Genomic DNA, 26,935 nt, shown 5'->3' with positions numbered 1-26,935 from the left:
ACCGCCCGACCGGATGGCATCCACGGATCGGCCTGGCACCTCGTGTGCCTCACGGGATGACGACGGCGCGGCCGGTGAGGGTGCCGGTGTCGAGGGCGGTGTAGGCGACGGCCACCTCGGCGAGGGGGAACTCGTCGACGGCGACGGTGACGGCGCCCGCCGCGGCCAGGTCGATCACGGCCTGGGCGTCGGCGATCGACGAGCCCTGGATCGAGGTGATGGTGGCCTCGCGGGGCAGGCCGCCCATCCACGGGCGGGCGAAGCCACCGCCGCCCGCCCCGACGAGGACGAAGGCACCCCCGCGGCGCAGCGCGCCCAGGCCGGCCCGGATCGTCCGGTCGGTGCCGACGATGTCGATCACGGCGTCGACACCGTCGAACCCCGGCGCGGCCAGGTCGGCGCCCTGACCCCGGGCCAGCCCCTCGAGGGCCTCGTCGGCGCCCAGCGCGACCGCCAGCTCCCGGCGGGCGGGGTCGACCTCGACGGCCACGATGCGGGCCTCGGTCGTCGCCCGGAGGATCTGCACGGCGAGGGCGCCCAGCCCGCCCACGCCGATCACGACGGCGACCGACCCCGGGCCCAGCTCCGACCGGGCCCGACGGACCGCGTGGTGGGTCGTCGCCCCGGCGTCGGTGAGCGGGCCGGCGTGGCGGGGGTCGAGGCCCCGCAGCGGGAGGAGGTCGCGCACCGAGCCGGCGAGGACGTAGCGGGCCAGGCCGCCGTCGCGCCCGTAGCCCCGGCCAGCGTCGCCGTGGAGGCAGGCGCTGTCCCGGCCGGCGCGGCAGTGGGCGCAGGTGCCGCACGACGACGGCGAGGCCAGGGCGACGGTGGCGCCCACGCTCGTGGCCGTCACACCGGCGCCGACCTCGACGACGGTGCCGGCCGTCTCGTGCCCGAGCGTGAACGGCACCTGCCACCCGAGGGCCTCTCCGACCTCGCCGGGCATGGCGGTCATCGTCAGGTCCGAGTGGCACAGCCCGCACCCGGCGACCTCGACGAGCACCTGCCCGGGTCCGACCGCGGGGACGGGGACCTCGACCAGCTCGGGGGCATGCTGCCACTCCACGACCCGGTAGGCCGCCATGGTGTCGACCATCAGCGGGGGCCGGGCGGGGGCGCCTGCCAGGGAGCCAGCTCGGGGTACCCGTCCGGGCGCTCGGCCCGGCCCAGCAGCCAGGCCAGGACGAGACGGTGGTCGTCGTCGGGACCGATCGCGACCGGGTGGCCGTCGGGGGTGCGGGCGGCCGACTCGGCCACCGTCCGCTCCAGCTCGACGGCGACGTAGGCGTCGGACCAGTCGGCCCAGGTGAAGGCCAGGCCCAGGTCGGCCCGGTGGACCTCGACCTCGCGCCAGCGCCGGAACGGCATCTCGGCCACGGGGAGGGGGCCGGCCAGGGTGAGGCCGCTCCCCTCCCACGCCGGGGCGCCGCCCGCCGGCCACGACGCGTCGAGCGCCTCGGCGGTGGCGGCGACGTCGTCCACCAGGGCGGCGGCGGGGCGTCCGGCGCCGGCCTCGATGTCGGCCCTGCGGGCCTCGGCGCTGGGGTACATCGGGACCGCGACGTCGCGGACCGCCCCCTCGATCATCCCCCGGACTCCCTCGGCGTTGCGGGCCAGGTGGGTCAGCACGTGGCCGACGGTCCAGCCCGGCAGGAGCGACGGCCGCCGGGCCTCGTCGTCGGTGAGCCCCCGCAGCCCGTCGAGGAGGGCGGCGGTGGCGTCGCGGACGCCGCTCAGGCAGACCTCCACGTCCAGCGGCGGCAGGTCGGGCCGGTCGGTCATGCGGCGGGGGGCCAGGCGCGGCCGACGATGGCGCGGGTGTCGATGCCCGGCGGGAGGGTGCCCAGGGCGAAGCCGCCGTCGCGGCCCAGGCGGCTGGCGCAGAACGCATCGGCCACGGCGTGGGGTGCGTACCGGACGAGCAGCGAGCCCTGCAGGGCGAGGGCGGCCCGCTCGACGATGCGCCGGGCCCGGGACTCGAGGTGGTCGGGGTCCGACAGCTCGGCGTGGAGGTCGGCCACCGCCCGGTCGAGGCGCTTGTCGGCCCCCTTGGCCTGGTCGAGCTCGGCCAGGAGGGCGGCGACCGACTCGGGCTCGCGGGCTGCGGCCCGGAGCACGTCGAGGCACATGACGTTGCCCGAGCCCTCCCAGATGCCGTTGAGCGGCGACTCGCGGAACAGTCGGGGCATCGGCGACTCCTCCACGTAGCCCGCGCCGCCGAGGCACTCGAGCGCCTCGGCCGCGAACAGCGGCGCCCGCTTGCAGATCCAGTACTTGGCCACCGCGGTGGCGATGCGGGCGAAGGGGCCCTCGGCGCGGTCGTAGGCCCCGGCGAGGCGGAGCATGGTCACCGTCGCGGCCTCGGACTCGACGGCCAGGTCGGCGATCACGTTGGTCATGAGCGGCTGGTCGACGAGACGGCGACCGAACGCGGAGCGGTGGCTCACGTGGTGGGCGGCCTGGCTGAGCCCGGCGCGCATCTGCCCCACGACGCCGATCACGCAGTCGAGGCGGGTGTGGTTGACCATGGTGAGGATGGTGCGGATGCCCCGCCCCTCCTCCCCCACCAGCGTGCCCAGGGCGCCGTCGAGCTCGATCTCGCTCGAGGCGTTGGAGCGGTTGCCGAGCTTGTCCTTGAGCCGTTGGATCTCGATGGCGTTGCGGCTGCCGTCGGGGTGCCAGCGGGGCACGGCGAAGCAGGAGAGCCCGGCGTCGGTCTGGGCCAGCATGAGGAACAGGTCGCTCATCGGCGCCGAGCAGAACCACTTGTGCCCGACGAGCCGGTACTCGGCGCCGGGGCCCCCGCCGTCGGTGGGCACGGCCCTGGTCGTGTTGGCCCGGACGTCGGAGCCGCCCTGCTTCTCGGTCATGGCCATGCCCGCCAGCGCCCCCTGCTTGCCCACCACGGGCATGGGCGAGAGGTCGTAGGTCCGCGAGGTCAGCTTGGGCTCCCACACCGCCGCCAGCTCGGGCTGGGCCCGGAGGGCGGGGACGATGGAGTAGGTCATCGAGATGGGGCAGCCGTGGCCCGCCTCGACCTGGGTCCAGAGGGCGAACTTGGCCGCCCGGGTCACGTGCGGGGCGGCGTCCTCGTCGGTCCACGGCGCCCCGGCCAGCCCGTCGGCCACCGCCTGGCGGACGAGGTCGTGGTAGGCGGGGTGGTACTCCACCTTGTCGATCCGGTGGCCGTAGCGGTCGTGGGTGCGCAGCACCGGGGGGTTCTCGTTGGCCAGCTCACCGGCCCGGATCCAGCGGTAGTGGCCCACCGCCTCCCCGACCCGGCAGATCTCCCCCAGGCGATCGCCCGCCCCCTCCCGCCTCACGCCGTCGAGCAGGGCGGCGTCGAGGCCGGAGGCGTCGTGGCTCTCCAGCGGCGGCGGCTGGTTCAGGACCTCGTGGGTCGGTGAGCGCATGCCCCGTGTCTACCGCTCTCAGCCCCCGTTCAGGGGGCGTGCCTACGGTGGCACCGTGAGCAGGAGAGCGGCGGCGCGACGGGTGGTCGTGGTCGGCGGGGCGGGGCTGGTCTTCGTCGTCGGCCTCATGCAGCTGGTGCCCTACGGGTGGACGAAGACGAACCCGCCGGTCACCGCCGACGCCCCCTGGCCCGACGCCGAGTCCGAGGCCATCGCCCGGGAGTCGTGCTACTCGTGCCACAGCAACGAGACCGACTGGCCCGCGTACTCCTACCTCGCCCCGATGTCGTGGCTGGTGAGGCGGGACGTCGACCGGGGGCGGGAGGAGCTCAACTTCTCCGAGTGGGGCGAGAGGTCCGACGCCGGCGACGCCGCCGACGAGGTCGAGGACGGTGCCATGCCGCCCCGGCAGTACACCGTGATCCACCGGGGCGCCCGCCTGACCGAGGACGAGGCCCGGGTGCTGGCCACCGCCCTGGAGCGCATGGACGACGAGGGCGGCTGACCCGACGGACGGGGGCCGCACGGATGGTGCCTGGCACCTTGCGTGCGACCGTGCGCCGCGGGGCAGTCTGGGCCGCTTGATGACGGCGACCGGACCCGACCCGTGGTGATCGACGACCCCGTCGCCGTCGTCGCCGTCGCCGTCGCCCTCGGCGTGGGGGCCCAGTGGGTCGCCGGGCGGCTCAGGCTGCCCTCGATCGTGCTCATGCTGGGCGCCGGTCTGGCCGTCGGCCCGGGGCTCGGCATCATCGACCCCAACGAGACCTTCGGCGGCCTCCTGACCCCGATCGTCGCCCTCGGTGTCGGGCTCCTGCTCTTCGAGGGCGGGCTCAGCCTCCGCTGGGCCGACATCGGCTCGACGACGCGCCGCGTCGTGGTCCGCCTGCTGACGATCGGTGTGCTGACGTCGCTGGTGCTGGCGTCGGTGGCCGCCCTGCTGGTCACGGACCTGCCCCGCGGCGTCGCCGTGCTGTTCGGGTCGATCATGGTGGTGACCGGACCGACGGTCGTGATCCCGCTCCTGCGCCAGGCCCGGCTGCGCCCCCGGGTGGGCGGCATCCTCCGGTGGGAGGGGATCATGGTCGACCCCGTCGGGGCCGTCCTGGGCGTCACCATCTTGGAGGTCCTCCTCCTCGACGACCGCTCCACCGCGGTCGCCGCCCTCGTCGTCGTCCGGACCACCGTCGTGGGCTGCGCCGTGGGCGCGGCCGTCGCCGCCGGGCTGGTGGTCGTGCTCGACCGCCACTGGGCACCCGACCACCTCCGGGGCCCGCTGTCGCTGGTCGCCGTCGTCGGGGCCTTCGCCCTCGCCAACGGCCTGAGCGCCGAGGCCGGCCTGTACGCCGTCACCGTGGCCGGGGTGGCCCTGGCGAACCAGCGGCGCGTCGCCATCGGGCCGATCCTCGAGCTGCACGAGCACCTGGCCTCGATCGTGCTGGCCGGCATCTTCGTGGTGCTGGCGGCGCGGGTCGACGCCGACACCCTGACCAGCAACCTGGTCGACGCCGGGGTCGTCCTGGTCCTGCTCGTCCTGGTCGTGCGGCCCGCCGCCGTGCTGGCCTCGACGCTCGGCACCTCGCTGACCCGGCGCGAGCGGGCCTACCTGGCCGCGTTGGCGCCGCGGGGCATCGTGGCCGCATCGGTCTCGGCCGTCTTCGGCGCCGAGCTCGTCCGCCACGACGTCCCCGGCGGCGAGGACCTGGCGGCCATCACCTTCCTCGTCGTCGTGGGCACGACCATCGTCTACGGCCCGCTGTCGCGACCCCTGGCCCGCCTGCTGCGGGTCGACACCCCCGAGCCCGCCGCCGTCGTGCTGGTGGGCGCCCGACGCTGGGCGCGCGAGCTGGGGGCGGTGCTGGGCGACGTCGGCGTGCCGGTGCTGGTGGTGGCCGAGAGCGAGGAGCTGGCCGAGTCGGCGCGCGCTGCCGGGCTGCTCGTCTACGCCGGCCGCCTCGAGGGCGACGACCTGCTGGTCGCCATGGACGGCATCGGCGCCCGGCTGGCGGTGGTCGGCTCCGGGGCCGAGGCGCTCGACACCGTGAGCGTCGACCGGATCGTCCGCCACCTGGGCCGGGCCAACGTCTGGCGGGTCGCTCGCGACGACGCGCACGACCGCGACCTGCGCGAGGGCGAGGCCTACGAGGGGCGCCACGCCTACGCCGAGGTCACCCAGGAGCACCTCGACGCGGCCCTGAACGACGGCGGCGTGATCCGGGCCCTCCCGCCGGGCGCCGACGCCACCGAGGCCCAGATGCCGCTGGTGCGGATCGACGGGGGCCACCGCCCGGAGGTGGCGGTCAGCCGCACCGCGCAGGGGCCCGACGACCGCCTGGTGGTGCTGTCGCTCCGCTGAGCCGATCAGCGGGCGGCGCCCGGCCGGGGGAGACGGATGCGGGCCATCACCAGCCCGCCGAGGGCGATGGCGGCGGCGGTGACGAAGGCGGCCCGGTCGGAGCCGGCCAGGTCCACGACGATGCCCAGCACCGGCGCGCCGACGCCCTGGGACAGGTCGAAGAACAGCGAGAAGGTGCCGACGGCGTGGCTCCGCTCCGACGCCGGTGCCGTGTTCACGGTGAGACCGAACAGGGCCGGGAACAGCAGCGACATGCCCACCGAGAAGACGAGGGTCCCGACGGCGATGGCGGCGGCGGCGTCGACCGCGGCGATCGTCAGGCAGCCGACGGCGATGGCGAGGAGCGACAGCGTCGTCGTCCGCACCGCCCCGAAGCGGTCCGGCACCCGGGCCCCGACGATCCGCATGACGAGCACGGACGCGCCGTAGAGCAGGAAGTAGGGGCCGGCGTCGTCGATGCCGAGGTCGTCGAGGTGGATGGCGAGGAACGAGCCGAAGGCGGCGAACCCCATGAGCCCGAGCAGCAGGATGGTCCCGGGCATGACCGCCGCCGGGTGCAGGAAGCGCCGGCGCGGCGCCTCGGCGGCCGGCACCACATCCCCCTCGACCAGGGTCTGGGGGACGGCCCGCCCCAGGTGCCCGGGGATGAGGAGGGCCACGGCGGCGCCCACGCCGGCGAGGGCCGCCGAGACCAGCCACACCCGGCCGGCGCCCCCGTTGCGGTAGAGGACCTCACCGAGGAACGGCCCGATGGCCAGCCCGCCGTAGATCGAGGTGGAGAAGAAGGAGGCGGCCTCGCCCCGGCGGTCGTCGGGGGCGAGGTCCTGGACCGCGGTCGCCACCCCCACGAAGAAGGCGGCCTCGCCCAGACCCGTCAGCAGGCGGAAGCCGACCAGGACGGGGAGCGAGGCGACCAGGCCGTACCCGGCGATCGACACCGCCGCGATGGTCCCGCCCACGACGGCGAGGGGCCGCCGACCCACGGTGTCGCCCAGCCGGCCCACCGCCGGGCGGACGAGGGCGGCCGACACGGCGAAGGCGCCCACCGCGACCCCGACGGCGAGGCCGGAGCCGCCCAGCTCGTCCTCCACGTAGCGGGGCAGGACCGGCAGGTGCATCCCGAGGGCGGTGAAGTAGCCGAGGGCGGCGACGGTGATGAGGACGAAGGTCGGTGTGACCAGCCGCCCTCGCGCCGCGGGCTCGGCGGCGGGGGCGTCCAGGGTCACGAGAGGTGTCCAACCGCGGCGCGGGCCTGGTGCTTCCCGACGGGGCCCGGCGTCACTGGGCGGCGGTGCCGGCCAGGACGGTGACGGTGTCACCGCCGACCCACGTGGTGTCCCCCTCTCGCACCACGTGGACCCGCCCGGTCCGGCCCAGGGCGGTCCCCTGGGCGGCGACGTAGGCGTCGGGCAGGATCCCCTCGCCCTGGAGCCACAGGGCGATCGAGGCGTTGAGGCTCCCGGTCACCGGGTCCTCGGGCACGCCCAGGGCCGGGGCGAAGCCCCGCACCTCGACCGCGACCTCGTGGCCCTCGGGGTGGGCGCCGACCACGCCGACCTCGGACACCCCCTCCAGGGCGGCGAGGGCGACCATGTCCGGCTCGAGGGCCGAGACGGTGGCGGCCGAGTCCAGCCGGAGCGTCAGCCAGGCGGGCCCGTTCACGAGGAGGCGGGCGTCCCGCACGGCGGCCGGGTCGACGCCGAGGGCGGCGGTGGCCGCGTCCCGGAGCTCGGCGGCGACGGCGGACGGCTTGACGGGCGGGGCGGCGAAGGCGAGCCGGTCGCCGTCCTGGCGCAGCCCCACCAGGCCGATGCCGCACTCCTGCACGACGCGGCCCGGCGTCGCCGCCGTGCCCCCGGCGTCCAGCCAGGCGTGCGCCGTCCCGAGGGTGGGGTGGCCGGCGAAGGGCAGCTCCGACCCGGGCGTGAAGATGCGCACCCGGTAGTCGGCGGCGGGGACGGTCGGGGTCAGGACGAAGGCCGTCTCCGACAGGTTGGTCCAGCGGGCGAAGGCGGCCATCTCGGCCTCGGAGAGGTCGTCGGCGTCGAGCACGACGGCGACGGGGTTGCCTCGCGTCGGCTCGGCCGTGAACACGTCGACCTGGCGGAACGGGCGGGCGCGAGTCACGAGGGGGCTCCGAGGACGTCGAGGGCGACCAGCCAGGCCCGCAGGGCGGGCGCATCGGTGAAGGCGAGGGCAGCCATCCCCAGCTCGGTGGCGCCGGCCAGCTTGGCCGGGCTGTCGTCGGCGAAGGCGACCCGGGCCGGGGGCAGGCCCAGCTCGTCGCAGACGTGGGCGAACGCCCGGCGGTCGGGCTTGGCGTGGCCGATGACGGCGCTGTTGTAGACGGCGTCGAAGCGGTGGGCGACGTCGAGGGCCGCCAGCTCGTCGTCGATGGTGTCGGTCCCGTTGGTGAGGATCACGACGGGCCGGCCGGTGGCCCGCACCTCGTCGACGACGGCGAGCACGTCGTGGTCGAGCGTGGTCGGCGACCGTCCCCACGCCGCGGCCGCGTCGGGGGCGCCGATGGCCTCGCCCACCATCGCCAGCCACTCGTCCTTGGTGGTGGCCCCGGTGATGACCGGCTGGAGCCGCTCGGGGGCGTAGGCGGCGGCGGCGATCGATCCGGGCTCGAGGCCGTGGCGCCGGCACAGGTCGGCCTCGTGGGCCGGGTCGAAGTGGCGCACGACCCCGTCGAGGTCGAGCACCAGCGCATCGATGTCGCTCACCGGTGGACCGCTCCGCTCGTCACCTCCCCACCGTGGCACAGGGCCCGGGTAGGTTCCGCCCCATATGAGCGCCGCCACCACCGTCCGGGCCTTCTGGGAGGCCATCGACCGGAGGGACTGGGACGCCCTCGGCCGCCTCCTCGCCGACGACGTCGTCTACGAGGTCCCCCAGACCCGGGAGCGGGTGCGGGGGCGGGCCGGGGTGGTGCGCTTCAACGCCGAGTACCCCGGTGAGTGGCACCTGACGGTGACGACCCTGGTGGCCGAGGCGGACCGGGCCGCCACCACCATCGGCTTCGCGTCCCCCGGCCTCCCCGACCAGACCGGCATCGCCTTCTTCACCCTGGACGACGACGGTCGCATCGCCCGGATCGAGGACTGGTGGCCCGAGCCCTACGAGCCTCCCGCGGACCGGGCCCACCTGGTGGAGCGGTGGTGAGCGCCGAGCACCTGACCGAGCTCGGGTTCTACGCCCTGGCCGGCCACGCCGCCGACCCGACCACGATCATCGGCGAGGCCCGCGACGGGGAGGCCCTCGGCCTGGGCAGCGCCTTCGTCTCCGAGCGGTTCAACGTCAAGGACGCCCCGACCCTCTGCGGCGCCCTGGCGGCTTCCACCGAGCGGCTCGGCATCGCCACCGCCGCCACCAACCACAACACCCGCCACCCGATGGTGACGGCGACGTTCTCGGCGACGATGCACGCCCTCACCGGGGGCCGGTTCTCGCTCGGCCTGGGCCGGGGGTTCGACGCCCTGTTCGACGTGATGGGCCTGCCCCGGGTCACCTCCGCCCAGCTGACCGACGTGGCCGAGATCCTCCGCACCCTCTGGCGCGACGAGTCGGTCGTCGGCCACGACGGGCCCGCCGGCACCTACCCGTACCTCCACACCGGCGCCGGGATCGACGGGCCGGTGCCGATCATCCTCGTCGCCCTCGGGCCCAAGACCCTCGAGCTGGCCGGCCGGATCGCCGACGGCGTCGTGCTCCACACCTTCTTCGGCGACGCCGCCCTCACCGACTCCGTCGCCGCCGTGCGTCGGGGGGCCGAGCAGGCCGGCCGCGACCCGGCCTCGGTCCGGGTCTGGTCGGTGCTGGCCACGATCGGCGACCACCTCGACGAGGAGGCCCGGCTGCGCAAGCTGGTGGGCCGCATGGCCACCTACTTCCAGGCCTACGGCGACATCCTCGTGCAGGTCAACGGGTGGGACCCGGCCGTCCTGGCCCGGTTCCGCCAGGCGCCGGTCGTCACCGGGGCGCGGGGCGCCCTCGACGCCACCGCCACCGTCGACGAGCTCCACGCCCTGGCCGAGCTGATCCCCGACGAGTGGCTGGCGGCGTCGGCCACGGGGACGGCCGAGCAGTGCGCGGCCACGGTCGTCGAGCAGCTCGACCTCGGCGCCGACTCGGTGATCCTCCACGGTGCCACGCCCGCCGAGCTGGCCCCGGTGGTCGAGGCCTACCGGTCCGTCCGTCCGGCGGGGGCCACCGGGCTGCCGGCCAACCCGGGCTGGATGGCCGTGTGACCGGCTCGTGAGCGACGCGAACCAGGGCCTCGACGTCGCCGTGGCCGCCGCCGACGCCGGGCTCACCCCGGAGCGGCTCACCGACGTCCTCCGCGCCGAGGGCCACGACGTCACCGTGGCCGAGCTCGGCGTGGAGCCCGTCGGCACCGGGCAGATGGGGAGCAGCTTCCGGCTGACGCCCTCCTACGAGGGCGACGCGACCCGCCTGCCGGAGACGTTCGTGGCCAAGGTGCCCGGCGGTGACCCGGCCTCGCGGGCCACCGCGGCCGGGGCCTACCGGACCGAGGTCGCCTTCTACCAGCGCCTGGCGGCGACGGTCGCCGTCCGGGTGCCGCTCTGCCACCACGCGTGGGCCACCGACGACGGCACCGACTTCCTGCTGCTGCTCGAGGACCTGGCGCCGGCCCGCCAGGGCGACCAGATCGCCGGGTGCACGCCGGCCCAGGCGGTGGCCGCAGCCCGCAACCTGGCCGGGCTGCACGGCCCCCGGTGGTGCGACGCCACCCTGCCCGCCACCACCGGCCTGGCCGTCGTCGACCCGGCCTCGGCCGAGGTGCTGGGCGACGTCCTCGGCCCCATGACCGACGTGTTCGCCGACCGCATGGGCGACCGCCTGCCCGCCGCCACCCGCGCCGTCCTGGACCAGGTCCCCCCCGTCGCCGGCGCCTGGCTGACGGGGCGGGCCGAGCGGTTCGCCCCGGTCCACGGCGACTACCGCCTCGACAACCTCATGTTCGGTCCCGCCGACCAGGTCACGGCCGTCGATTGGCAGACCGTGAGCCTGGGCCTCCCCGCCCGCGACATCGCCTTCCTGCTGGCGACCAGCCTCACCGTCGCCGACCGGCGGGCCCACGAGGGCGAGGTCGTCTCGGCCTACTGGGACGCCCTGCACGCCTACGGCGTCGACGACCACCCGCTCGAGCAGTGCCTCGAGGACTACCGCTACGCCCTCCTCCAGGCGCCGCTGATCATCGTCCTCGGCTGCGCCGTCGCCGCCCCCACCGCCCGGGGCGACGAGATGTTCCTCGTCATGGCCGAGCGGGCCTGCGCCGCCATCCGCGACCACGACCCCTTCTCGCTCATCGACATCTGACCTCCGCCCCCGTCCGATCTCGGTGGCAGATGTGGGACGTTCGTCCGACATCTGCCACCGAGCTCCGGCGCTGCGGGGTCGCGTGGGGCTGGCGCTGTCGCACCCCCCTCGTACCATCCCCTCCGATGCCCTCGATCACCGTCACCCCCGTCCCGTACGGACGGGGCGCGCTCGTCGCCCTGCGCGACGCGGTGGCCGACGCCAAGGCGGGCGACCCCCTCGCCCCGGTCACCGTCGTCGTCCCGTCCAACCACGTGGGCGTCACCGCCCGCCGCCTCCTCGCATCCGACGTCCTCGGCCCCGTGACGCGGGCCGGCCGCGGGGTCGCCGCCGTCGACTTCCTCACCGTCTTCCGCCTGGCCGAGCTCCTCGGTGCCGCCACCATCGCCGCCACCGGCCGCCGGCCCGTGTCGATCCCGTCCCTCTCGGCCGCCGTCCGGCAGGTGCTGGGCACCGACCCGGGCCTGTTCGCACCCGTGGCCGACCACCCCGCCACCGAGGCGGCGCTGGTGGCCAGCTACCGCGAGCTGCGCGACCTCCCCGATGCCGCCCTGTCGTCGATCGCCCGCACCGGGCCGCGCGCCGCCGAGGTGGTGCGGGTCCACCGCGCCGCCCGGCAGGTCCTCGCCGCCCACTGGTCCGACGAGGAGGACCTCATGGCGGCGGCGGCCGACCGGGTGGGCGGCGACCCGGGTGCCGCCGAGGCGTTGGGACCGGTCGTGCTCCACCTGCCCCAGCTGCTGACGCTCCACGCCGCCGCCCTGGTCCGCACCGTGGCCGAGCGCCAGCAGGTGCGCGTGCTGGCCGGCACCACCGGCGACCCCCGCGCCGACGCCGACGTCGTCACCACCCTCGCCCGCCTCGGGGTGCCCGTGCCGGCCCCGGACGGCCTTCCGCGCGCTGGGGTCGGCATCGTCGGCCCCACCGTGGCTCCCGACCGCACGCAGGTCGCCAGCGCCTCCGACGCCGACGACGAGGTGCGCCACGCCGTGCGCCGGGTCGTCGCCGCGGCACGGGCCGGCACCCCGCTCGACCGCATCGCCGTCCTGCACCCCACCGCCGACCCCTACGCCCGCCTCCTCCACGAGCACCTGGCCGCGGCCGGGGTCGCCGTCAACGGCCCCTCCCCGGTGCCCCTCGCCTCCCGCGCCGCGGGCCGCACCCTCATCGGGCTGCTGGCCCTGCCGGAGCAGGGCTGGCGCCGCCAGGCGGTCCTCGACTGGCTGGGCACCGCCCCCCTCCGGTTCGAGGGGCGCCCGGTCCCGGTCGCCGCCTGGGAGCGGCTGTCGCGCGAGGCGGGGGTGGTCGCCGGTCGGGACCAGTGGGACGCACGCCTGCTCGCCGAGGCGGCGCGCCGCGACGAGCGGGCGGAGCAGGCCGTCGCCGACGACGACGCCGCCGCCGCGGCCCGCAACCGCCGCCGGGCGGATCACGCCCGCAGCCTGCGGGCCTTCGTGACGGGCCTGGCCGACGACCTCGAGCGGGCCGGGCGCCGGCCCCGGACCTGGTCCCAGCACGCCCGCTGGGCCCGGGCCCTGCTCGACCGCCTGCTCGGCCCGGCGGCGCAGCGGGAGGACTGGCCCGGCGACGAGGTCGAGCGCCGGGCCGCCGAGCGGGTCGAGCTGGCCATCGACCGCCTCGCCGTCCTCGACGAGGTCGAGGGTCCGGTGGGTCTCGACGTGGTCGTCCGGACCCTGGAGGTCGAGCTCGAGTCCGACACCGGGCGCGTCGGGCGCTTCGGCGACGGCGTGCTCGTCGGCCCCCTCACCATGGGGGTCGGCCTCGACCTCGACCTGGTCGTGGTGGTGGGGCTGGCCGAGGGGCTGGCCCCCCGCCCACCGCGCGACGACTCCCTGCTCCCCGACACCGAGCGTCGGGCCGTCGACGGGCTCCTGCCCCTGCGGCGCGACGGCGTCGCCCGCCAGCACCGCCACCTCCTGGCCGCGACCGCCGCCGCCGACCGCCAGGTCCTGTGCTTCCCGCGCGGCGACCTCCGGGGTGGGCGGGACCGGGTGCCGTCCCGCTGGTTGCTCGACCTGGCCGGGCACCTCTCCGGTGGGCGCCTCTGGGGCGACGACCTCCCGGCCCTCGACGTTCCGTGGCTCGAGCACATCCACAGCTTCGACCACGCCGTGCGCACCTTCGACCAACCGGCCACACCGCAGGAGCACCGGCTGCGCTCGCTCCTCGCCGCCGGCGCCGGGCCTCGGGCGCTGGGGCCGGCCACGGCGCTGGGCGACCCCGTCATCGCTCGCGGCGCCGAGCTGATCGCCGGCCGGGCCTCGTCCCGCTTGACCCGCTTCGACGGCAACCTCGGCGGCCTCCCCGTCGCCTCGCCCGCCGACCCCGAGAGCGGACGGGTCGCCTCGGCCACCGGCCTCGAACGATGGGCCCGCTGCCCCTTCGACTACTTCGTCCGCTCCGTCCTCGGCATCCGCGAGGTGGAGAACCCCGAGGACTCGCTCAGCATCTCGGCGCTGGACCGGGGCAGCCTCGTCCACAAGGCGCTCGAGGACTTCCTCCTCGAGGTGCTGGCCCGCCCCGAGCGGGCCCGTCCCGGGCCGACCGACCCGTGGACGGCGGCGGACCGGCTCCGGCTCCGGGAGATCGGGGCCGCGCTGTGCGCCGAGTACGAGGCTGTCGGCCTCACCGGTCGGGCCCTGTTCTGGGGCCGGGACCGCGCCCGGATCCTGGCCGACCTGGACGCCACGCTCACCTTCGACGAGGAGGTGAGACGGCTCAACGGCGGTCGGCACCTCCACGCCGAGCTCGGCTTCGGGCTGGGCGACGAGGACCTCCCGCCGGTGGCCCTGCCGCTGCCCGACGGCCGCGCCGTGCGGTTCCGGGGCCAGATCGACCGCATCGACCGCACCGAGGCGGGCGGTCTCGTCGTCGCCGACTACAAGACGGGCGGGACCAGCGCCTACCAGGGTCTGTCGGAGCGCAACCCGGACCAGGGCGGGACCCACCTCCAGCTGGCCGTGTACGGCGCCGCGGCCCGCGCCGCGGTCGGCGATCCCGAGGCCGAGGTCCGCTCCGAGTACTGGTTCGTCTCCTCCAAGGGGCGCTTCAGCACCAAGGGCTACGTCCTCACCCCGGAGATCTCCGAGCGCATCTCCGAGACCCTGGGCCTCATCGTCGAGGGCATCGAGGCCGGTCTGTTCCCGGCCCACCCCACCGACCACCAGGGCCAGCCCTGGAACCCGTGCTGGAGCTGCGACCCCGACTTCCTCGGGGTGGCCGACCTGCGCCGGGCGTGGGAGGCCAAGGGGGCCGACCCGGCGATGGCCGGCTACCTCGCCCTCATCGACCCCGACCGGCGGTCCGAGCCCGACCCCGACGAGGTCGACCCGGCCGACGTCGGCGCCGGGCCGCCCGACGCCGGGGCGGCGGCGGCCAGCGCCCGGGCCCGCATCACCGAGGGGGCGGGCTGATGGTCGAGCGCCCCGCCCCTCCGGACCAGACGGCGCGCGACCGCATCGGCTCGGCCCTCGGCGAGACGCTGTTCGTCGAGGCCGGCGCCGGCTCGGGCAAGACGACCGCCCTGGTCGGCCGGGTCCTCTCGCTCGTCACCGGCGAGGGAGCCGACGGGCGGAGCCACCCGCCCGTGCCGCTGTCGGGCATCGCCGCCATCACCTTCACCGAGAAGGCCGGCGCCGAGCTGCGCGAGCGGCTGCGGCGCTCGCTCGAGGAGGCCGCCACCGCCGACCCCGACCACCCGCGGGCGGAGCGGTGCCGGGCGGCGCTCGACGAGCTCGACGGCGCCGCCATCGGGACGCTCCACTCCTTCGCCCAGCGGATCCTGGTCGAGCACCCCGTCGAGGCGGGGCTGCCACCGCGGGTCGAGGTCCTCGACGAGGTCACCTCGGGCGTCGAGTTCGAGCAGCGCTGGGCCCGCTTCTCCGACGAGCTCTACACCGACCCGGCCTACGCCCGCACGTTCCTGCTGCTGTTCGCCGCCGGCGTGCGCGACACCACGCCGCACGCCCTGGCCCGCACCTTCGACGCCAACTGGGACCTCGTCGACGAGCTGGTCGACCCCGACGCCCCGCCGCCCCGCCCGGCCGGGCCGCGGGTGGCCGGGGTCCTCGACCGCGTCGAGGAGGTCTGCGCCCTCGTCGGCGAGTGCATCGACCCCACGGACCTCCTGTGCCTCAAGCTGCAGGAGGTCGGCGAGTGGGCCGCAACCGTCCGGGCCGCGCCGGACGAGGAGGCGCAGGTCGAGGCGCTGCGCCAGGCCCGGGCCGCGACCAGCACGTTCCGCCCCCGCGGCGGGCGGAAGGGCAGCTGGCGGGTGAGCTCCGACGAGGTCAAGGCCGACCTCCGAGCCCTGGAGGCGCTCGTCGACGACGTGCTGCGGGAGATCGCCGACGAGTGCGCCCACCACCTCGGCGCCGCCATCCGCCGCTTCACCCTGGCCTCGGCCGGGGAACGCCGGTCCCGCGGCACCCTCGAGTTCCACGACCTGCTCGTGCTGGCCCGCGCCCTGCTCCGCGACCCGGTCCACGGTGGTCGCACCCGTCAGGTCCTCCACGAGCGCTACCAGCGCCTCCTCCTCGACGAGTTCCAGGACACCGACCCCATCCAGATCGAGCTGGCGGTGCGCATCGCCGCCGCCGACCCGAGGTCGCCCGAGGCCGCTGCGCCCGACTGGCGCGACGTGCCCGTCGCCGCCGGCCGCCTCTTCGTGGTCGGCGACCCCAAGCAGTCGATCTACCGGTTCCGGCGCGCCGACATCGGCGTCTTCCTCGACGCCCAACGCCTCCTCGCCGCCGACGGCGGGGGCCACGCCGTGACCCTGACGGCCAACTTCCGCACCGTCCCCGGGATCACCGACTGGGTGAACGCCACCTTCGCCACGCTGATGGCCGAGCCCCCCGACGACGAGCTGCCGCTGACCCCCCGGCCCGACTACACCCCGCTCGACGCCGTCCGTCCCGACCCGGCTCCCGACGCCGGGCCCACGGTCTCGGTCCTCGGCCGCCACGCCCACACCGGCCGACCCACGGCGTCGGAGGTCCGCACCGCCGAGGCGGCCGACGTGGTGGCCACCATCCGCCGGGCGCACGACGAGCGCTGGCAGGTCGGCGCCGGCGCCGGCGGCTGGAGGGACGCCTCGCTGGGCGACATCACGATCCTGGTGCCGGCCCGCACGTCGCTGCCGTTCCTCGAGGACGCTCTGTCCGAGGCCGGCATCGCCTACCGCACCGAGGCCAGCTCGCTCGTCTACGCCAGCCGGGCCGTGCGCGACCTCCTGCTGGTCGTGCGGGCCGTCGCCGACCCGACCGACGAGCTCCGCACCGTCTCGGCCCTCCGCACACCGCTGTTCGGGTGCGGCGACGACGACCTGTACCGCTTCCGCGTCGAGCGGGGCGGGCACTGGACCTACACCGCCGACCAGCCCGACACGGTGCCGGCCGACGACCCGGTGCGGGTCGGTCTCGAGGTCCTCCGCACCTGGCACGAGGAGCGGGCCTGGACGAGCCCGTCGGCGCTGCTCGACCGGATCGTGCGCGACCGCCGGGCCATGGAGCTGGCCTTCGCCGAGGGGCGGCCGCGCGACGTCTGGCGGCGGCTGCGCTTCGTCGTCGACCAGGCCCGGGCGTGGACCGACGCCACCGGCGGGGACCTGCGGGGCTACCTCGGGTGGATCGGCCACCAGACCGAGGAGGGGGCCCGGGTGGCGGAGGCCATCCTCCCCGAGACCGACGACGACGCCGTGCGGATCATGACGATCCACGCCGCCAAGGGCCTCGAGTTCCCGATCACCATCGTCTCCGGCGCCACCTCCTACCCCCGCCGGGCCGCCACGGCCGGCGACGCCAAGTTCACGGCCGGTGGGGTGGCCTACTACCTGGGCAAGCACGCCGAGACGTCGACCTACACGGCCAACCGCCCCGTCGACGAGCAGATGGACCTCGACGAGCGGGTCCGGCTGCTGTACGTCGCCACGACCCGGGCGAAGGACCACCTCGTGGTGTCGCTGCACCGCGTCGAGCGGAAGAAGGAGCCGGCCCCCGCCAACCGCACCAACGCCGAGCTGCTCCTCGCCGGCATGGGCGAGCTCCTCGACGCCCTCCCCGACGGCCCTCCGGCCGAGCCGGCCCCGCGGGCGGTGGCCCCGGCGCCGGCCGCCGTCGCCCCGCTGGGCGAGCCCCTCGACGAGTGGGCCGACGCCCGCGACGCGGCTCTCGCCGCCGCCAGCCGCCCCACCACGGTCGCCGCCACCGCCCTCACCGACGAGGGCCGACCCGACGTCGAGAGGGCCGACGCGTCGCCCTGCCCTCCGGCCCAGCCCCCCGCCGCCGGCGAGGCCTCGACCGCCGAGGACGAGGGGGGCCAGCTGGCGCTCGACTTCGCCACCGTCGCCGTCGACCACGACCTCGACCAGGCCCCCGACGGCGACGACGCCGGGCTCCACAAGCGGCCCGGCGACCTCGACCGGCCGCCGTGGCTCAAGGGCCGTTACGGCACCGCCGTGGGTCGGGCCGTGCACGGCGTGCTCCAGACCGTGCCGCTGTCCTCGGAGCCCGGCGACCCGCTGGTCGCCGCCGCCGTGGCCGCCCAGGCCGCGGCCGAGGCGGTGACCGACAAGGAGCCGGTGGTGGCCCAGCTGGTCCACGCCGCCCTGGGCTCACCGTCGGTGCGGGAGGCGGCCGGAGCGCCCCACTGGCGGGAGGTCTTCGCCAGCACGCCTGTCGGCGATCGCCTCCTCGAGGGCTACGTCGACCTCCTCTACCGAGGCCCCGGCGGCCTGGTGGTGGTCGACTACAAGACCGCCGCCACCGCCGACCCCGCCGAGCTCGACCGGCGCGTCGACGGGTACCGGGTCCAGGGCGCCTCCTACGCCCTCGCCGTGGGCGGGTCCACCGGGGAGGCGGTCGTCCGGGTCACGTTCTGCTTCCTGACCCCGCAGGGCGTGGTCGAGCGCCACCTCGGCGACCTCGACGCCGCCATGGCCGAGGTCGAGGCGCTCGTGCGGGCCGGCGCCGAGGTCGAGGTCGACCGGCCCGGGGTCGTCTCCGCCGCGCCCTGACCGGCGTCGCCGCCCCGCCTTGACAGGGCGGCGACCTTCGGGGGATGGTGGTCGGCGATGTCCGCCCGGCCCACCTCCCTCCTCCTCCTCGTGTAGACGGACGCCCCCATATCGGCGTCCGTCGCTCCTGAGCCCCCGAAGGGCCAGGAGCTTCTTTCGTTTTCAGCCTCTGTTCAACCGCCCACCACCACCACCCGACTGCGAGTCCCCATGCGTCCCGAGCCCGCCACCCCCCGGCCCATGCCGTTCGAGAAGTACCAGCCGACCGTCCCGGTCAAGCTTCCCGACCGCACCTGGCCGGACCGGCGGCTCACCGCCGCCCCCCGCTGGTGCGCGGTCGACCTGCGCGACGGCAACCAGGCCCTGATCGACCCCATGGACCCGGCCCGGAAGCTGAAGATGTTCCAGACCCTGGTGGCCATGGGCTACAAGGAGATCGAGGTCGGCTTCCCGTCGGCCAGCCAGCCCGACTTCGACTTCGTGCGCCAGCTGGTGGAGGAGGACCTGGTCCCCGACGACGTCACCATCCAGGTGCTGACCCAGTGCCGCGACGACCTCATCGCCCGGACCTACGAGGCGATCGCCGGCGCCCACCACGCCATCGTCCACTTCTACAACTCGACCTCGACCCTGCAGCGCGAGGTCGTGTTCGGGCTCGACCAGGCCGGCATCACCGAGATCGCCGTCAACGCCGCCCGGCTGTGCCGGAAGCTGGAGGAGACGATCCCGGAGACCGACGTCCGCTACGAGTACTCGCCCGAGAGCTTCACCGGGACCGAGCTGCCCTACGCGGTGGAGATCTGCGAGGCGGTGGCCGAGGTCATCGAGCCCACGCCCGAGCGGCCGCTGATCATGAACCTGCCGGCCACGGTCGAGATGTACACGCCCAACCTCTACGCCGACGCCATCGAGTGGTTCCTGCGGACGGTGCGCAACCGCGAGGCCATCGTGCTGTCGCTGCACCCCCACAACGACCGGGGCTGCGCCGTGGCCGCCGCCGAGCTGGGCGTGCTGGCCGGCGCCGATCGGGTCGAGGGGTGCCTGTTCGGCAACGGCGAGCGCACCGGCAACGTCGACCTGGTCACCCTGGGGATGAACCTGTTCAGCCAGGGCATCGACCCCGAGATCGACTTCCACGACATCGATGCCGTCCGCCGGGTGGCCGAGTACTGCAACCGCCTGCCGGTGCACGAGCGCCACCCCTACGCCGGCGACCTGGTGTACACCGCCTTCTCCGGGTCGCACCAGGACGCCATCAAGAAGGGCTTCGCCGCCCTCTACGCCGAGGCCGAGGCCGCCGGCCGGGGCCGCGACTACGAGCGCTGGGCGGTGCCGTACCTGCCCATCGACCCGGCCCACGTGGGCCGGACCTACGAGGCCGTCATCCGGGTCAACAGCCAGTCCGGCAAGGGCGGGGTGGCCTACATCATGGAGACCGAGCACGGCTTCGCCCTGCCCCGCCGGCTGCAGATCGAGTTCTCCAAGACGGTGCAGACCATCGTCGAGGACACCGGCACCGAGATCTCGCCGGCGGCCATGTGGGACACCTTCACCACGACGTACCTGCCCGAGGACCCGGCCTTCGTGCTGCGCACGAACGAGCTGACCACGTCCGCCGACGGCGCCAGCGCCATCACCGCCCAGGTCGTGGCGCACGGTGAGCCGGTGACCATCACGGGGTCGGGCAACGGGCCCGTCGCCGCCTTCGTGGACGGGGTGCGGACCGGGCTCGGCGTCGACATCGACGTCGTCGACTACAGCGAGCACTCCCTCGGCGCCGGGGCCGACGCCCTGGCCGTGGCCTACGTCGAGACCCAGGACGGTGGGGGCACCGTGCGCTGGGGCGTGGGGACCGACGCCAACATCATCACCGCCAGCCTCAAGGCCGTGCTCGGCGCCGCGTCCCGCACCGTCGCCGACGGTGAGGTGGCCGAGGGCTGAACGCCCGCCGTCAGTCGGCGGGGGCGACCGAGGCGAAGGCCCGGGCCCGGTCGAGCGTGAGGAGCCGCTCGGTGGGCTCGGCCGCGCCGACGAGGACGTAGTCGGCGGCGAAGGCGGGCCGCACCTCACCGTCGGCGTCGACCAGCCACGGCAGCGCCAGACGGCGCGGCACCCGCACCCGGTCCGGCGCCTCGTGGGTGCCGAAGACGTGGTCCCAGAACGGGATGGTGACGCCGTGATTCCGCATCGGCGCGCCGAAGTGGTGGTGGAAGTGGTGGCGCCGGACGAGGCGCTGGTACCGCGTCCGGGGGGCCCGCAGGTGGGCGACGGCGTGCTGGTACTCGTAGAAGAAGTAGCCGAAGGCCCACCCGGCGGCGACGGTGACGCCGGCGAGCGGGCTCACCAGGACCCACCCGAGCGGGGCCCACACCACGCCCCCGACGAGCAGCATCCCGGTCCACGACAGGACGTGGTTCCGGTCGAAGCTCCACCCCGACGTCACGTGGTGCTCGAGGTGCTCGCGGCTCATGATCCCCCGGCCGTGCAGGTGGTGCATGGCGAAGCGGTGCAGCAGGTACTCGGCCAGGGTCCAGACGGCCCAGCCGGCGGGGACGGCGAGGGCGACGGTGACGGCGGTCGTCATGAGGGTCTCCCGGGTCGGTCGGCCGCCGGCCCGGCCAGGCCGGCGTCGAGGGTGCGGGCGGTGGCGAGGGTGGCGGGGTCGGCGCCCCAGCCGCGGAGCAGGGCGTCGGTGATCTCCTCGCCCAGCCGGGCGCCGGTGGTGGGGATGCCGGTGGCCAGCCCGTCGACGAGCAGGGCGCCGTTGAGGGCCACGACCCAGGCGAAGGTGCGGACGAGGGCACCGTCGAGGGGCTCGTCGAGCGGGTCGGCGACGGGCTGGTGGGGCCGCAGGGCCCCCTGGTCGACGGCGGCGGCCAGCAGGCGGCGGGGCACGTCGAGGACGGCCATGGCGGCGGGCACCACCGTCGCCGCGTCGGCGGCGTCGGCGACGCCCTCGGTGACGAGCAGGCGCTGTTGGAGCCGGAACTCCCGGGGGTGGTGGTCGGGCGCGGACAGGAACAGCCGGGAGAAGGCGAGGAGCCGGGCCAGGGCGGCGGGGGCGGCGTCGGCTCCTGCCTCGGTCAGGGCCGCGTCCCAGGAGGCGAGGGCGTCGTCGGCGACGGCGCCGAGGACCTCGAGGGCCTGCTGCTGGAGGGCCGACAGCAGGGCCGAGCGGGACGGGAAGTAGGTGTAGAGGCTCGAGGGGGCGTGGTCGGCCGCCTCGGCCAGGGCCGCCATCGTCAGCCCGTCGGGGCCCCGCTCCTCCACCAGGTCGGCGGCGAGGGCGAGGAGGGCGTTGCGCCGGGCCGCCCGCTTGCGGGTCCGGCGGTCACCGGCGAGGGCCGGCGTCGACGACGCGGCGACGTTTTCCGAAGGCACGTCGGAAAACGTAGGACGGTCGATCGAGGGTGGTCAAGGGACCGCCCGTCGAGCAGGACGGGGTCGTCGGACGGCGATTCGCTGGCGATTCGCCGTCCGACGCATCGGTGCTGGTCACGGCGGTGGCGCGCCGTCGAGGGGTGGCCGGATGGTTCGCAGGGCGACGATCTGGGCCACCGGTGTCGTCGCGGCGTCGGGCCCTCAGGCCATGCCGTAGGCCCGGGTCGGGCGGAGGCGCAGGACGACGCGCTGGTCGCGGATCATGGCGGCGCGGTAGTCGTCCCAGTCGGGGTGCTCGCCCTGGACGTCGCGGTACAGGGCGACCAGCTCCTCGACGGTGGCGTCGTCGGGGGCGGCGGCGACGGGCGTGAGGTCGGCGTCGCCCTCGAGGACGACGTAGGACCAGAAGTCGTCGGCCGTGACGTGGAGCGAGACGCGCGGGTCGCGCCGGGCGTTGGCGTACTTGGCCCGATCGGCGGTGATCGAGATCCGCACCACGCCGTCGTCGCTGACGCCGTAGTTGATGTTGGACAGCTGGGGCCGGCCGTCGGCCTTCAGGGTGACGAGCACCCCGTGGTCGCGGGGGCGGACGTAGTCGAGGGCAGCGGGGAGGTCCATGCCGGGACCAACCCCCGGACCAGCGATGTTCGTCCCGGAAGCGCCACCGGCGAGCGGAGCGAGTGGCGCAGGGAGCACCGGGCAGGGGCGCACCCATGCCCTCCGAGACGACCGCCCGCTTCGGGCTCAAGCTGATGTCCGAGCTGCGCAGCCCCCGGGAGCTGGTGGAGCACGCGGTGATGGCCGAGGCTCACGGCTTCGCCTTCGTCGCCATCTCCGACCACATCCATCCGTGGCTCCCCGAGCACGAGCACAGCCCCTTCGCCTGGAGCGTGCTCGGCGCCGTGGCCCACGCCACCAGCGACCTCGACATCGCGACCGGGCTGACGTGCCCGATCATCCGGTACCACCCGGTGATCGTGGCCCAGGCGGCGGCGACCGTGGCGGCGATGACCGACCGCAAGCTCACCCTCGCCGTCGGCGCCGGCGAACGGCTCAACGAGCACGTCACCGGGGCGCCGTGGCCCGCCGTCGACCTCCGCCACGAGATGCTCGAGGAGGCCATCGCCATCCTCCACGAGCTGTGGACCGGTGACTGGGTGACCCACCGGGGCGGCCACTACACCGTCGAGGACGCACGCATCTACGACCTGCCCGACGAGCGCATCGACGTGGTGGTGGGCGTCAGCGGGGACGCCTCGCTCGACCTGGCCGACCGGGCCGGCGCCGACGGGATCATGGCCGTCGACCCCGAGCCCGGCCTGGTCGACGGCTGGGCCGAGCGGGGCGGCGACCGCGCCGCGACCTGGACCGAGGTGCCGTTCGCGTGGGCGCCGTCGCAGGAGGAGGGGTTGCGCCTCGCCCACGAGCGCCTCCGGTTCAGCGCCCCGGGGTGGAAGGTGATGGCCGAGCTGCCCAACCCCGTGAACTTCGGGGCGGCCACCGAGTGCGTCACGCCCGAGTCGATGGCCGCGGACGTGCCCCACGGCCCCGATCCCGAGCCCTACGTCGAGGCCGTGCGCCAGTTCGTCGACGCCGGGTTCCGCAACCTGAGCATCGTCCCCGTGGGCGATGACGTCGAGGGGACGCTCGCCTTCTGGCGCGACGAGGTGGCTCCCGCCCTGTCTTGACCGGCCGGTCAAGTACGGTGGGGCGATGGCTCCCCCCGTCGACATCGGACGCATCGGCATCTGGCAGTTCCAGCTCGACCTGGTCCCGTCCGGCCAGGCGGTCGAGCACGTCGACGAGCTCGACGAGCTCGGCTTCGGTGCCGTCTGGACGCCCGAGGCCGTGGGGCGAGAGGCGTTCACCAGCGCCGCCCTCCTGCTGCGGGGCGGGACCGACATCGTCGTGGCCACCGGCATCGCCTCGATCTGGGCCCGCGACCCCATGGCCGCCGGCGCCGCCCACAAGACGCTCACCGAGGCCTACCCCGACCGGTTCCTGCTCGGGCTGGGCGTCAGCCACCAGCCCATGGTCGAGGGCATCCGGGGCCACGACTACTCCAAGCCCTACTCGGCCATGAAGGAGTACCTCGCAGCGATGGACAAGGGGCTCTTCTTCGCGGCCGAGCCCACCTCGCCGCCCCGTCGGGTCCTGGCCGCCCTCCGCCCCAAGATGCTGGAGCTGGCCCGCGACCAGGCCGACGGCGCCCACCCGTACTTCGTCCCGCCCGAGCACACGGCCCTGGCCCGCGCGGCGCTCGGCCCGGACAGGCTGCTCGCCGTCGAGCAGGCCGTCGTGCTCGACACCGACCCGACGAGCGCCCGCGAGAAGGCCCGCAGCCACACCCGGATCTACACCGGCCTGCCCAACTACAAGGGCAACATCCAGCGCATGGACCCGTCGTTCACCGACGAGGACTTCGCCGAGGCCGGCAGCGACCGCCTCGTCGACCACATCGTGGCGTGGGGCTCGATGGACGACGTCGTGGCCCGGGTCCAGGCCCACCTCGACGCCGGCGCCGACCACGTCTGCATCCAGGTCATCGACGGCGCCACGGACGTCCCCGTCCAGACCTGGCGCGACCTGAGCGCCGCCTTCTCCCTCGCCTGACCGCCACGGAAGGTGCCTGGCACCGTCCGTGGCTCATCTCGGCCTCAGCCGGTGTTGCGGAGGCCGTTGGCGATGCCGTTGATGGTCAGGAGCAGGGCCCGCTGGAGGGTGCCGTCGGCGGCGTCGCCCGCCGCCCGCCACCGGCCCAGGAGCTCGACCTGGAGGACGTGGAGGGGGTCGAGGTAGGTGTCGCGCACGCTGAGGGTCCGGCGCAGGCCGGGCCGGCCGGCGAGCAGCTCGTCGACGTCGAGCACCGCCAGCACCTCGGCGCAGGTCCGCTCGTGCTCGGCCCGGATCACGTCGAGCAGCCGCTGGTGCTCGGCCGGCACGAGGGCGTCGACGTAGCGCGAGGCGATGCCGAGGTCGGTCTTGGCCAGCACCATCTCGACGTTCGACAGCACGTCGGCGAAGAACGGCCACGACCGGGCCATCTCGGCCAGCTCGTCGCCGTGACCGGCCTCCCGCGCCGCGGCCAGCCCGGCCCCGACGCCGTACCAGCCGGGCACGTTCTGGCGGGTCTGGGTCCAGCCGAAGACCCACGGGATGGCCCGCAGGTCCGACAGGTCGGCACCGGCCGCGCCCCCACCGCCACGGCGGGCCGGACGGGACCCGATGTTGAGCGACCCCAGCTCGTCGACCGGCGTGGACGCCAGGAAGTAGGCGACGAGCGACGGGTCGTCGACCAGGTCCCGGTACGCGGCCTGAGCCGCGTCGGACACCACGTCCATCACCCCGTCCCACCGGGCCAGCTGGCCGGGGTCGACCCGGGACTCGGTGTGGAACAACGTGGCCCGCAGGACCGCGCCCAGGGTCAGGCGCAGGTTGCGGTCGGCGATGGGGTCGGTGGCGTACTTGTCGGAGATGACCTCGCCCTGCTCGGTGATCTTGATGGCGCCCTGGAGGACCCCGAAGGGCTCGGCCAGGATCGCCTCCGCCGTCGGGCCCCCGCCCCGCCCGGCGGTGCCGCCCCGGCCGTGGAACAGGGTGAGCCGCACACCGTGGCGGGCGGCGACGTCCCGCAGCTCCCGCATGGCCCGGTGGATCTGCCACCGCGAGGTGATCGTGCCCCCGACCTTGTTGGAGTCCGAGTAGCCGAGCATCACCTCCTGGGCGTCGCCGCGCAGGGCCACCAGCCGCCGGTAGGGCGGGCACGACAGCAGCCGGTCGAGCACCTCGCCGGCCCGGACGAGGGAGTCGATGGTCTCGAACAGGGGGACGACGCCGAGCCGGGCGACCCCGCCGGGGAGGTCGACGAGGCCGGCGTCGACGGCGAGCACGGCGACGGCGAGGACGTCGTCGGCATCGTCGGCCATGGAGATGATGTAGCTCTCGATCGCCTCCGGCCCGTCCCGCTCGATGGCCGTGGCGATCACGGTGAACAGGTCCCGGGTGCGGGCCAGCCTCTCCTCCAGGACCGCCCCCGCCGGGGCCAGCGGGCGGGCCTCCTCCAGCAGGGCGGCCAGGCGCGCCGACCGGGCGGGCCGGTCGAGGTCGCCGTAGGCGGGGCCGTCGCCACCCGACCGGTCGAGCAGGGCGCCGATGACCTCGTGGTGGACCCGGGCGTCCTCGCGGACGTCCATCGTCGCCATGGTGAACCCGAAGGCGACGAGGGTGCGGATGGCCCGGTCGAGCGGGCCCCGGGCGAGGACCTCACCCCGGTTGGCCAGCAGCGACCGCCGCAGCACCATGAGGTCGTCGACCAGCTCCGACGACCGCCGGTAGCCGGGCGGCACGACGCCCTCGCTCGCCGCCTCCAGCCGGGCGCGCATGCCCGACAGGGCCAGCCGGTACGGCTCCTGGGCGTTCAGCTCGCCGAAGCGGCGGTGCACGTCGGGCAGGGCCTCGGCGTCGCGGGCCAGCAGGTCCGCCAGCTCCTCGGTGTGGCCGACGATGCGGGACGAGACCGACAGCTCGCGCAGGAGGACGTCGATGCCCCGGACGGCGAGGGCCAGGCCCCGCTGGCGCTGGCGGTCGAGCACCTCGCGGGTGATCTCGGGCGTGACGTTCGGGTTGCCGTCGCGGTCGCCGCCCACCCAGGTCCCGAACCGCAGCGGTCGCTGCGTCGGCGGGGCGGGCGTGCCGCTCAGCGCCACCCGCTCGGCGAAGGCCTCGAGGAGGGGCCCCACCACCGGCACCATGCCGTCGAGGAGGTCGAGCACGCCCCCCGCCTCGTCGACCGGCGTGGGCCGCTGCCGCCGCAGCTCGTCGGTCTGCCACAGCAGCTCGATGACCTCACCGATGTGGCGGTCGATGCGCCGACGGTCGTCGTCGGTCGCCCGGGGGTCGGCCCGGGCCGTCAGCAGGTCGGCGATCTGGCGGCGCTTGTAGGTGACCGACCGCCGCGACGCCTCGGTGGGGTGGGCGGTGAAGACGGGGCGGACGTCAAGCGCCTCCAGGGCCCGGGTCCGCTCGGCGGCCGTGGGCGCCGAGGTGATCGGGGGCGGGACGAACGGGAGGCCCGGGGGTCCGGTCGGCACCGGCGCCCCCTCGCGGTGGACCTGCTCGGCCAGGTTCGCCAGGTGGAAGTACGACGAGAAGGCCCGGGCCAGGCGGATCGCCGTCGGCAGGTCGACGGCGGCCAGCCGGTCGCGCAGGTCGTCGTCGGGGGCGTCGCCGGCCCGCACCGCCTTGGCCGCGGCGCGCACCTCCTCGACGAGGGCGAGGAAGTCCGCCCCCTCCTGGCGGGTGAGGGTGGCGCCCAGCTGGGCGCCGAGGCGGCGGATGTCGTCGCGCAGCGCCGGGGGGCCCTCGTCGGGCGAAGGGCCGGGGCGCAGCATCGTCCGATGGTCC

The 26,935-nt window shown here is 75.5% G+C and carries 20 protein-coding genes; 10 read left to right on the top strand and 10 right to left on the bottom strand.

Going from position 1 to position 26,935, the window contains the following annotated elements:
- Window positions 1–49: 49 nt before the first annotated feature.
- From HC251_RS02645 to HC251_RS02635, 3 genes are read right to left on the bottom strand one after another with little or no spacing between them, the layout of a single operon-like run.
- The gene (locus HC251_RS02645; RefSeq protein ID WP_219943776.1) at window positions 50–1,084 is read right to left on the bottom strand and encodes an alcohol dehydrogenase catalytic domain-containing protein; all 1,035 of its coding nucleotides are present in this window, start codon (window positions 1,082–1,084) and stop codon (window positions 50–52) included.
- Between the two features lie 11 nt (window positions 1,085–1,095).
- Window positions 1,096–1,782 carry a maleylpyruvate isomerase N-terminal domain-containing protein gene (locus tag HC251_RS02640; protein WP_219943775.1) on the bottom strand — a complete coding sequence of 229 codons (687 nt, stop codon included), beginning with the start codon at window positions 1,780–1,782 and terminating at the stop codon, window positions 1,096–1,098.
- Window positions 1,779–3,413: an acyl-CoA dehydrogenase family protein gene (locus HC251_RS02635; RefSeq protein WP_219943774.1), complete on the bottom strand. Its 1,635-nt coding sequence runs from the start codon at window positions 3,411–3,413 to the stop codon at window positions 1,779–1,781. The genes HC251_RS02640 and HC251_RS02635 overlap by 4 nt, the downstream gene beginning before the upstream one ends.
- A 55-nt stretch (window positions 3,414–3,468) precedes the next feature.
- On the opposite strand from HC251_RS02635, the gene HC251_RS02630 reads away from it, so the two are divergent.
- The gene (locus HC251_RS02630; RefSeq protein WP_219943773.1) at window positions 3,469–3,918 is read left to right on the top strand and encodes a heme-binding domain-containing protein; all 450 of its coding nucleotides are present in this window, start codon (window positions 3,469–3,471) and stop codon (window positions 3,916–3,918) included.
- A 105-nt stretch (window positions 3,919–4,023) separates the two neighbouring features.
- Window positions 4,024–5,769: a sodium:proton antiporter gene (locus HC251_RS02625; protein ID WP_219943772.1), complete on the top strand. Its 1,746-nt coding sequence runs from the start codon at window positions 4,024–4,026 to the stop codon at window positions 5,767–5,769.
- Between the two features lie 5 nt (window positions 5,770–5,774).
- Here the strand turns inward: HC251_RS02625 and HC251_RS02620 are convergent, their stop codons facing one another.
- From HC251_RS02620 to HC251_RS02610, 3 genes are read right to left on the bottom strand one after another with little or no spacing between them, the layout of a single operon-like run.
- Window positions 5,775–6,995 (bottom strand): MFS transporter, encoded by a 1,221-nt coding sequence (locus tag HC251_RS02620; RefSeq protein WP_219943771.1) that lies wholly within the window; start codon window positions 6,993–6,995, stop codon window positions 5,775–5,777.
- 52 nt (window positions 6,996–7,047) lie between these two features.
- Window positions 7,048–7,896, bottom strand: a complete 849-nt coding sequence (locus tag HC251_RS02615) for a PhzF family phenazine biosynthesis protein (RefSeq protein ID WP_219943770.1) — start codon at window positions 7,894–7,896, stop codon at window positions 7,048–7,050.
- On the bottom strand, window positions 7,893–8,498 hold the full coding sequence (locus HC251_RS02610; RefSeq protein WP_219943769.1) for an HAD family hydrolase: 606 nt from the start codon (window positions 8,496–8,498) through the stop codon (window positions 7,893–7,895). The genes HC251_RS02615 and HC251_RS02610 overlap by 4 nt, the downstream gene beginning before the upstream one ends.
- Window positions 8,499–8,562: 64 nt before the next feature.
- On the opposite strand from HC251_RS02610, the gene HC251_RS02605 reads away from it, so the two are divergent.
- The 6 genes from HC251_RS02605 (at window position 8,563) to leuA (ending at window position 20,092) form a co-directional block, all read left to right on the top strand.
- A complete protein-coding gene (locus HC251_RS02605; RefSeq protein ID WP_219943768.1) occupies window positions 8,563–8,937 on the top strand; it encodes a nuclear transport factor 2 family protein in 375 nt (124 codons plus the stop codon).
- Window positions 8,934–10,022: a TIGR03857 family LLM class F420-dependent oxidoreductase gene (locus HC251_RS02600; RefSeq protein ID WP_255566579.1), complete on the top strand. Its 1,089-nt coding sequence runs from the start codon at window positions 8,934–8,936 to the stop codon at window positions 10,020–10,022. The genes HC251_RS02605 and HC251_RS02600 overlap by 4 nt, the downstream gene beginning before the upstream one ends.
- 7 nt (window positions 10,023–10,029) lie before the next feature.
- Window positions 10,030–11,115 carry a phosphotransferase gene (locus tag HC251_RS02595; RefSeq protein WP_219943766.1) on the top strand — a complete coding sequence of 362 codons (1,086 nt, stop codon included), beginning with the start codon at window positions 10,030–10,032 and terminating at the stop codon, window positions 11,113–11,115.
- A 125-nt stretch (window positions 11,116–11,240) separates the two neighbouring features.
- On the top strand, window positions 11,241–14,549 hold the full coding sequence (locus HC251_RS02590; RefSeq protein WP_219943765.1) for a PD-(D/E)XK nuclease family protein: 3,309 nt from the start codon (window positions 11,241–11,243) through the stop codon (window positions 14,547–14,549).
- Window positions 14,549–18,151, top strand: coding sequence for an exodeoxyribonuclease V subunit beta (locus HC251_RS02585; RefSeq protein ID WP_219943764.1), 3,603 nt, complete (start codon window positions 14,549–14,551; stop codon window positions 18,149–18,151). Before HC251_RS02590 ends, HC251_RS02585 begins: the two co-directional genes overlap by 1 nt.
- 240 nt (window positions 18,152–18,391) lie before the next feature.
- Window positions 18,392–20,092: a 2-isopropylmalate synthase gene (gene leuA / locus HC251_RS02580; protein ID WP_219943763.1), complete on the top strand. Its 1,701-nt coding sequence runs from the start codon at window positions 18,392–18,394 to the stop codon at window positions 20,090–20,092.
- A gap of 10 nt (window positions 20,093–20,102) precedes the next feature.
- Here the strand turns inward: leuA and HC251_RS02575 are convergent, their stop codons facing one another.
- From HC251_RS02575 to HC251_RS02565, 3 genes are all read right to left on the bottom strand, one after another.
- Window positions 20,103–20,735, bottom strand: coding sequence for a sterol desaturase family protein (locus HC251_RS02575; protein ID WP_219943762.1), 633 nt, complete (start codon window positions 20,733–20,735; stop codon window positions 20,103–20,105).
- Window positions 20,732–21,532, bottom strand: coding sequence for a TetR family transcriptional regulator (locus HC251_RS02570; RefSeq protein WP_219943761.1), 801 nt, complete (start codon window positions 21,530–21,532; stop codon window positions 20,732–20,734). The genes HC251_RS02575 and HC251_RS02570 overlap by 4 nt, the downstream gene beginning before the upstream one ends.
- A gap of 201 nt (window positions 21,533–21,733) precedes the next feature.
- Entirely contained in the window at window positions 21,734–22,150 is a 417-nt protein-coding gene (locus HC251_RS02565; RefSeq protein WP_219943760.1) for a PPOX class F420-dependent oxidoreductase, read from the bottom strand.
- Between the two features lie 95 nt (window positions 22,151–22,245).
- Here HC251_RS02565 and HC251_RS02560 point away from each other — a divergent pair, with 95 nt between their 5' ends.
- Window positions 22,246–23,220: a TIGR03557 family F420-dependent LLM class oxidoreductase gene (locus HC251_RS02560; RefSeq protein ID WP_219943759.1), complete on the top strand. Its 975-nt coding sequence runs from the start codon at window positions 22,246–22,248 to the stop codon at window positions 23,218–23,220.
- A 25-nt stretch (window positions 23,221–23,245) separates the two neighbouring features.
- The gene (locus HC251_RS02555) at window positions 23,246–24,145 is read left to right on the top strand and encodes an LLM class F420-dependent oxidoreductase (protein WP_219943758.1); all 900 of its coding nucleotides are present in this window, start codon (window positions 23,246–23,248) and stop codon (window positions 24,143–24,145) included.
- A gap of 44 nt (window positions 24,146–24,189) precedes the next feature.
- Here HC251_RS02555 and ppc read toward each other — a convergent pair whose 3' ends face one another.
- Window positions 24,190–26,922 (bottom strand): phosphoenolpyruvate carboxylase, encoded by a 2,733-nt coding sequence (gene ppc / locus HC251_RS02550; protein ID WP_219943757.1) that lies wholly within the window; start codon window positions 26,920–26,922, stop codon window positions 24,190–24,192.
- Between the last annotated feature and the right edge of the window lie 13 nt (window positions 26,923–26,935).

This window comes from Iamia sp. SCSIO 61187 (assembly GCF_019443745.1).
In the GTDB taxonomy this organism is placed as follows: Bacteria; Actinomycetota; Acidimicrobiia; order Acidimicrobiales; family Iamiaceae; genus Iamia.
The sequence above is the reverse complement of the archived record's forward strand: the minus strand, read 5'-3'. Positions and strand labels throughout refer to the sequence as shown.

Bases quoted from the DNA above. Each gene is read 5' to 3' on its own strand.
- HC251_RS02645 (WP_219943776.1), bottom strand. From the start codon at position 1,084: ATGGCGGCCTACCGGGTCGTGGAGTGGCAGCATGCCCCCGAGCTGGTC.
- HC251_RS02640 (WP_219943775.1), bottom strand. From the start codon at position 1,782: ATGACCGACCGGCCCGACCTGCCGCCGCTGGACGTGGAGGTCTGCCTG.
- HC251_RS02635 (WP_219943774.1), bottom strand. From the start codon at position 3,413: ATGCGCTCACCGACCCACGAGGTCCTGAACCAGCCGCCGCCGCTGGAG.
- HC251_RS02605 (WP_219943768.1), top strand. From the start codon at position 8,563: ATGAGCGCCGCCACCACCGTCCGGGCCTTCTGGGAGGCCATCGACCGG.
- HC251_RS02590 (WP_219943765.1), top strand. From the start codon at position 11,241: ATGCCCTCGATCACCGTCACCCCCGTCCCGTACGGACGGGGCGCGCTC.
- HC251_RS02585 (WP_219943764.1), top strand. From the start codon at position 14,549: ATGGTCGAGCGCCCCGCCCCTCCGGACCAGACGGCGCGCGACCGCATC.
- leuA (WP_219943763.1), top strand. From the start codon at position 18,392: ATGCCGTTCGAGAAGTACCAGCCGACCGTCCCGGTCAAGCTTCCCGAC.
- HC251_RS02575 (WP_219943762.1), bottom strand. From the start codon at position 20,735: ATGACGACCGCCGTCACCGTCGCCCTCGCCGTCCCCGCCGGCTGGGCC.
- HC251_RS02565 (WP_219943760.1), bottom strand. From the start codon at position 22,150: ATGGACCTCCCCGCTGCCCTCGACTACGTCCGCCCCCGCGACCACGGG.
- HC251_RS02560 (WP_219943759.1), top strand. From the start codon at position 22,246: ATGCCCTCCGAGACGACCGCCCGCTTCGGGCTCAAGCTGATGTCCGAG.
- HC251_RS02555 (WP_219943758.1), top strand. From the start codon at position 23,246: ATGGCTCCCCCCGTCGACATCGGACGCATCGGCATCTGGCAGTTCCAG.
- ppc (WP_219943757.1), bottom strand. From the start codon at position 26,922: ATGCTGCGCCCCGGCCCTTCGCCCGACGAGGGCCCCCCGGCGCTGCGC.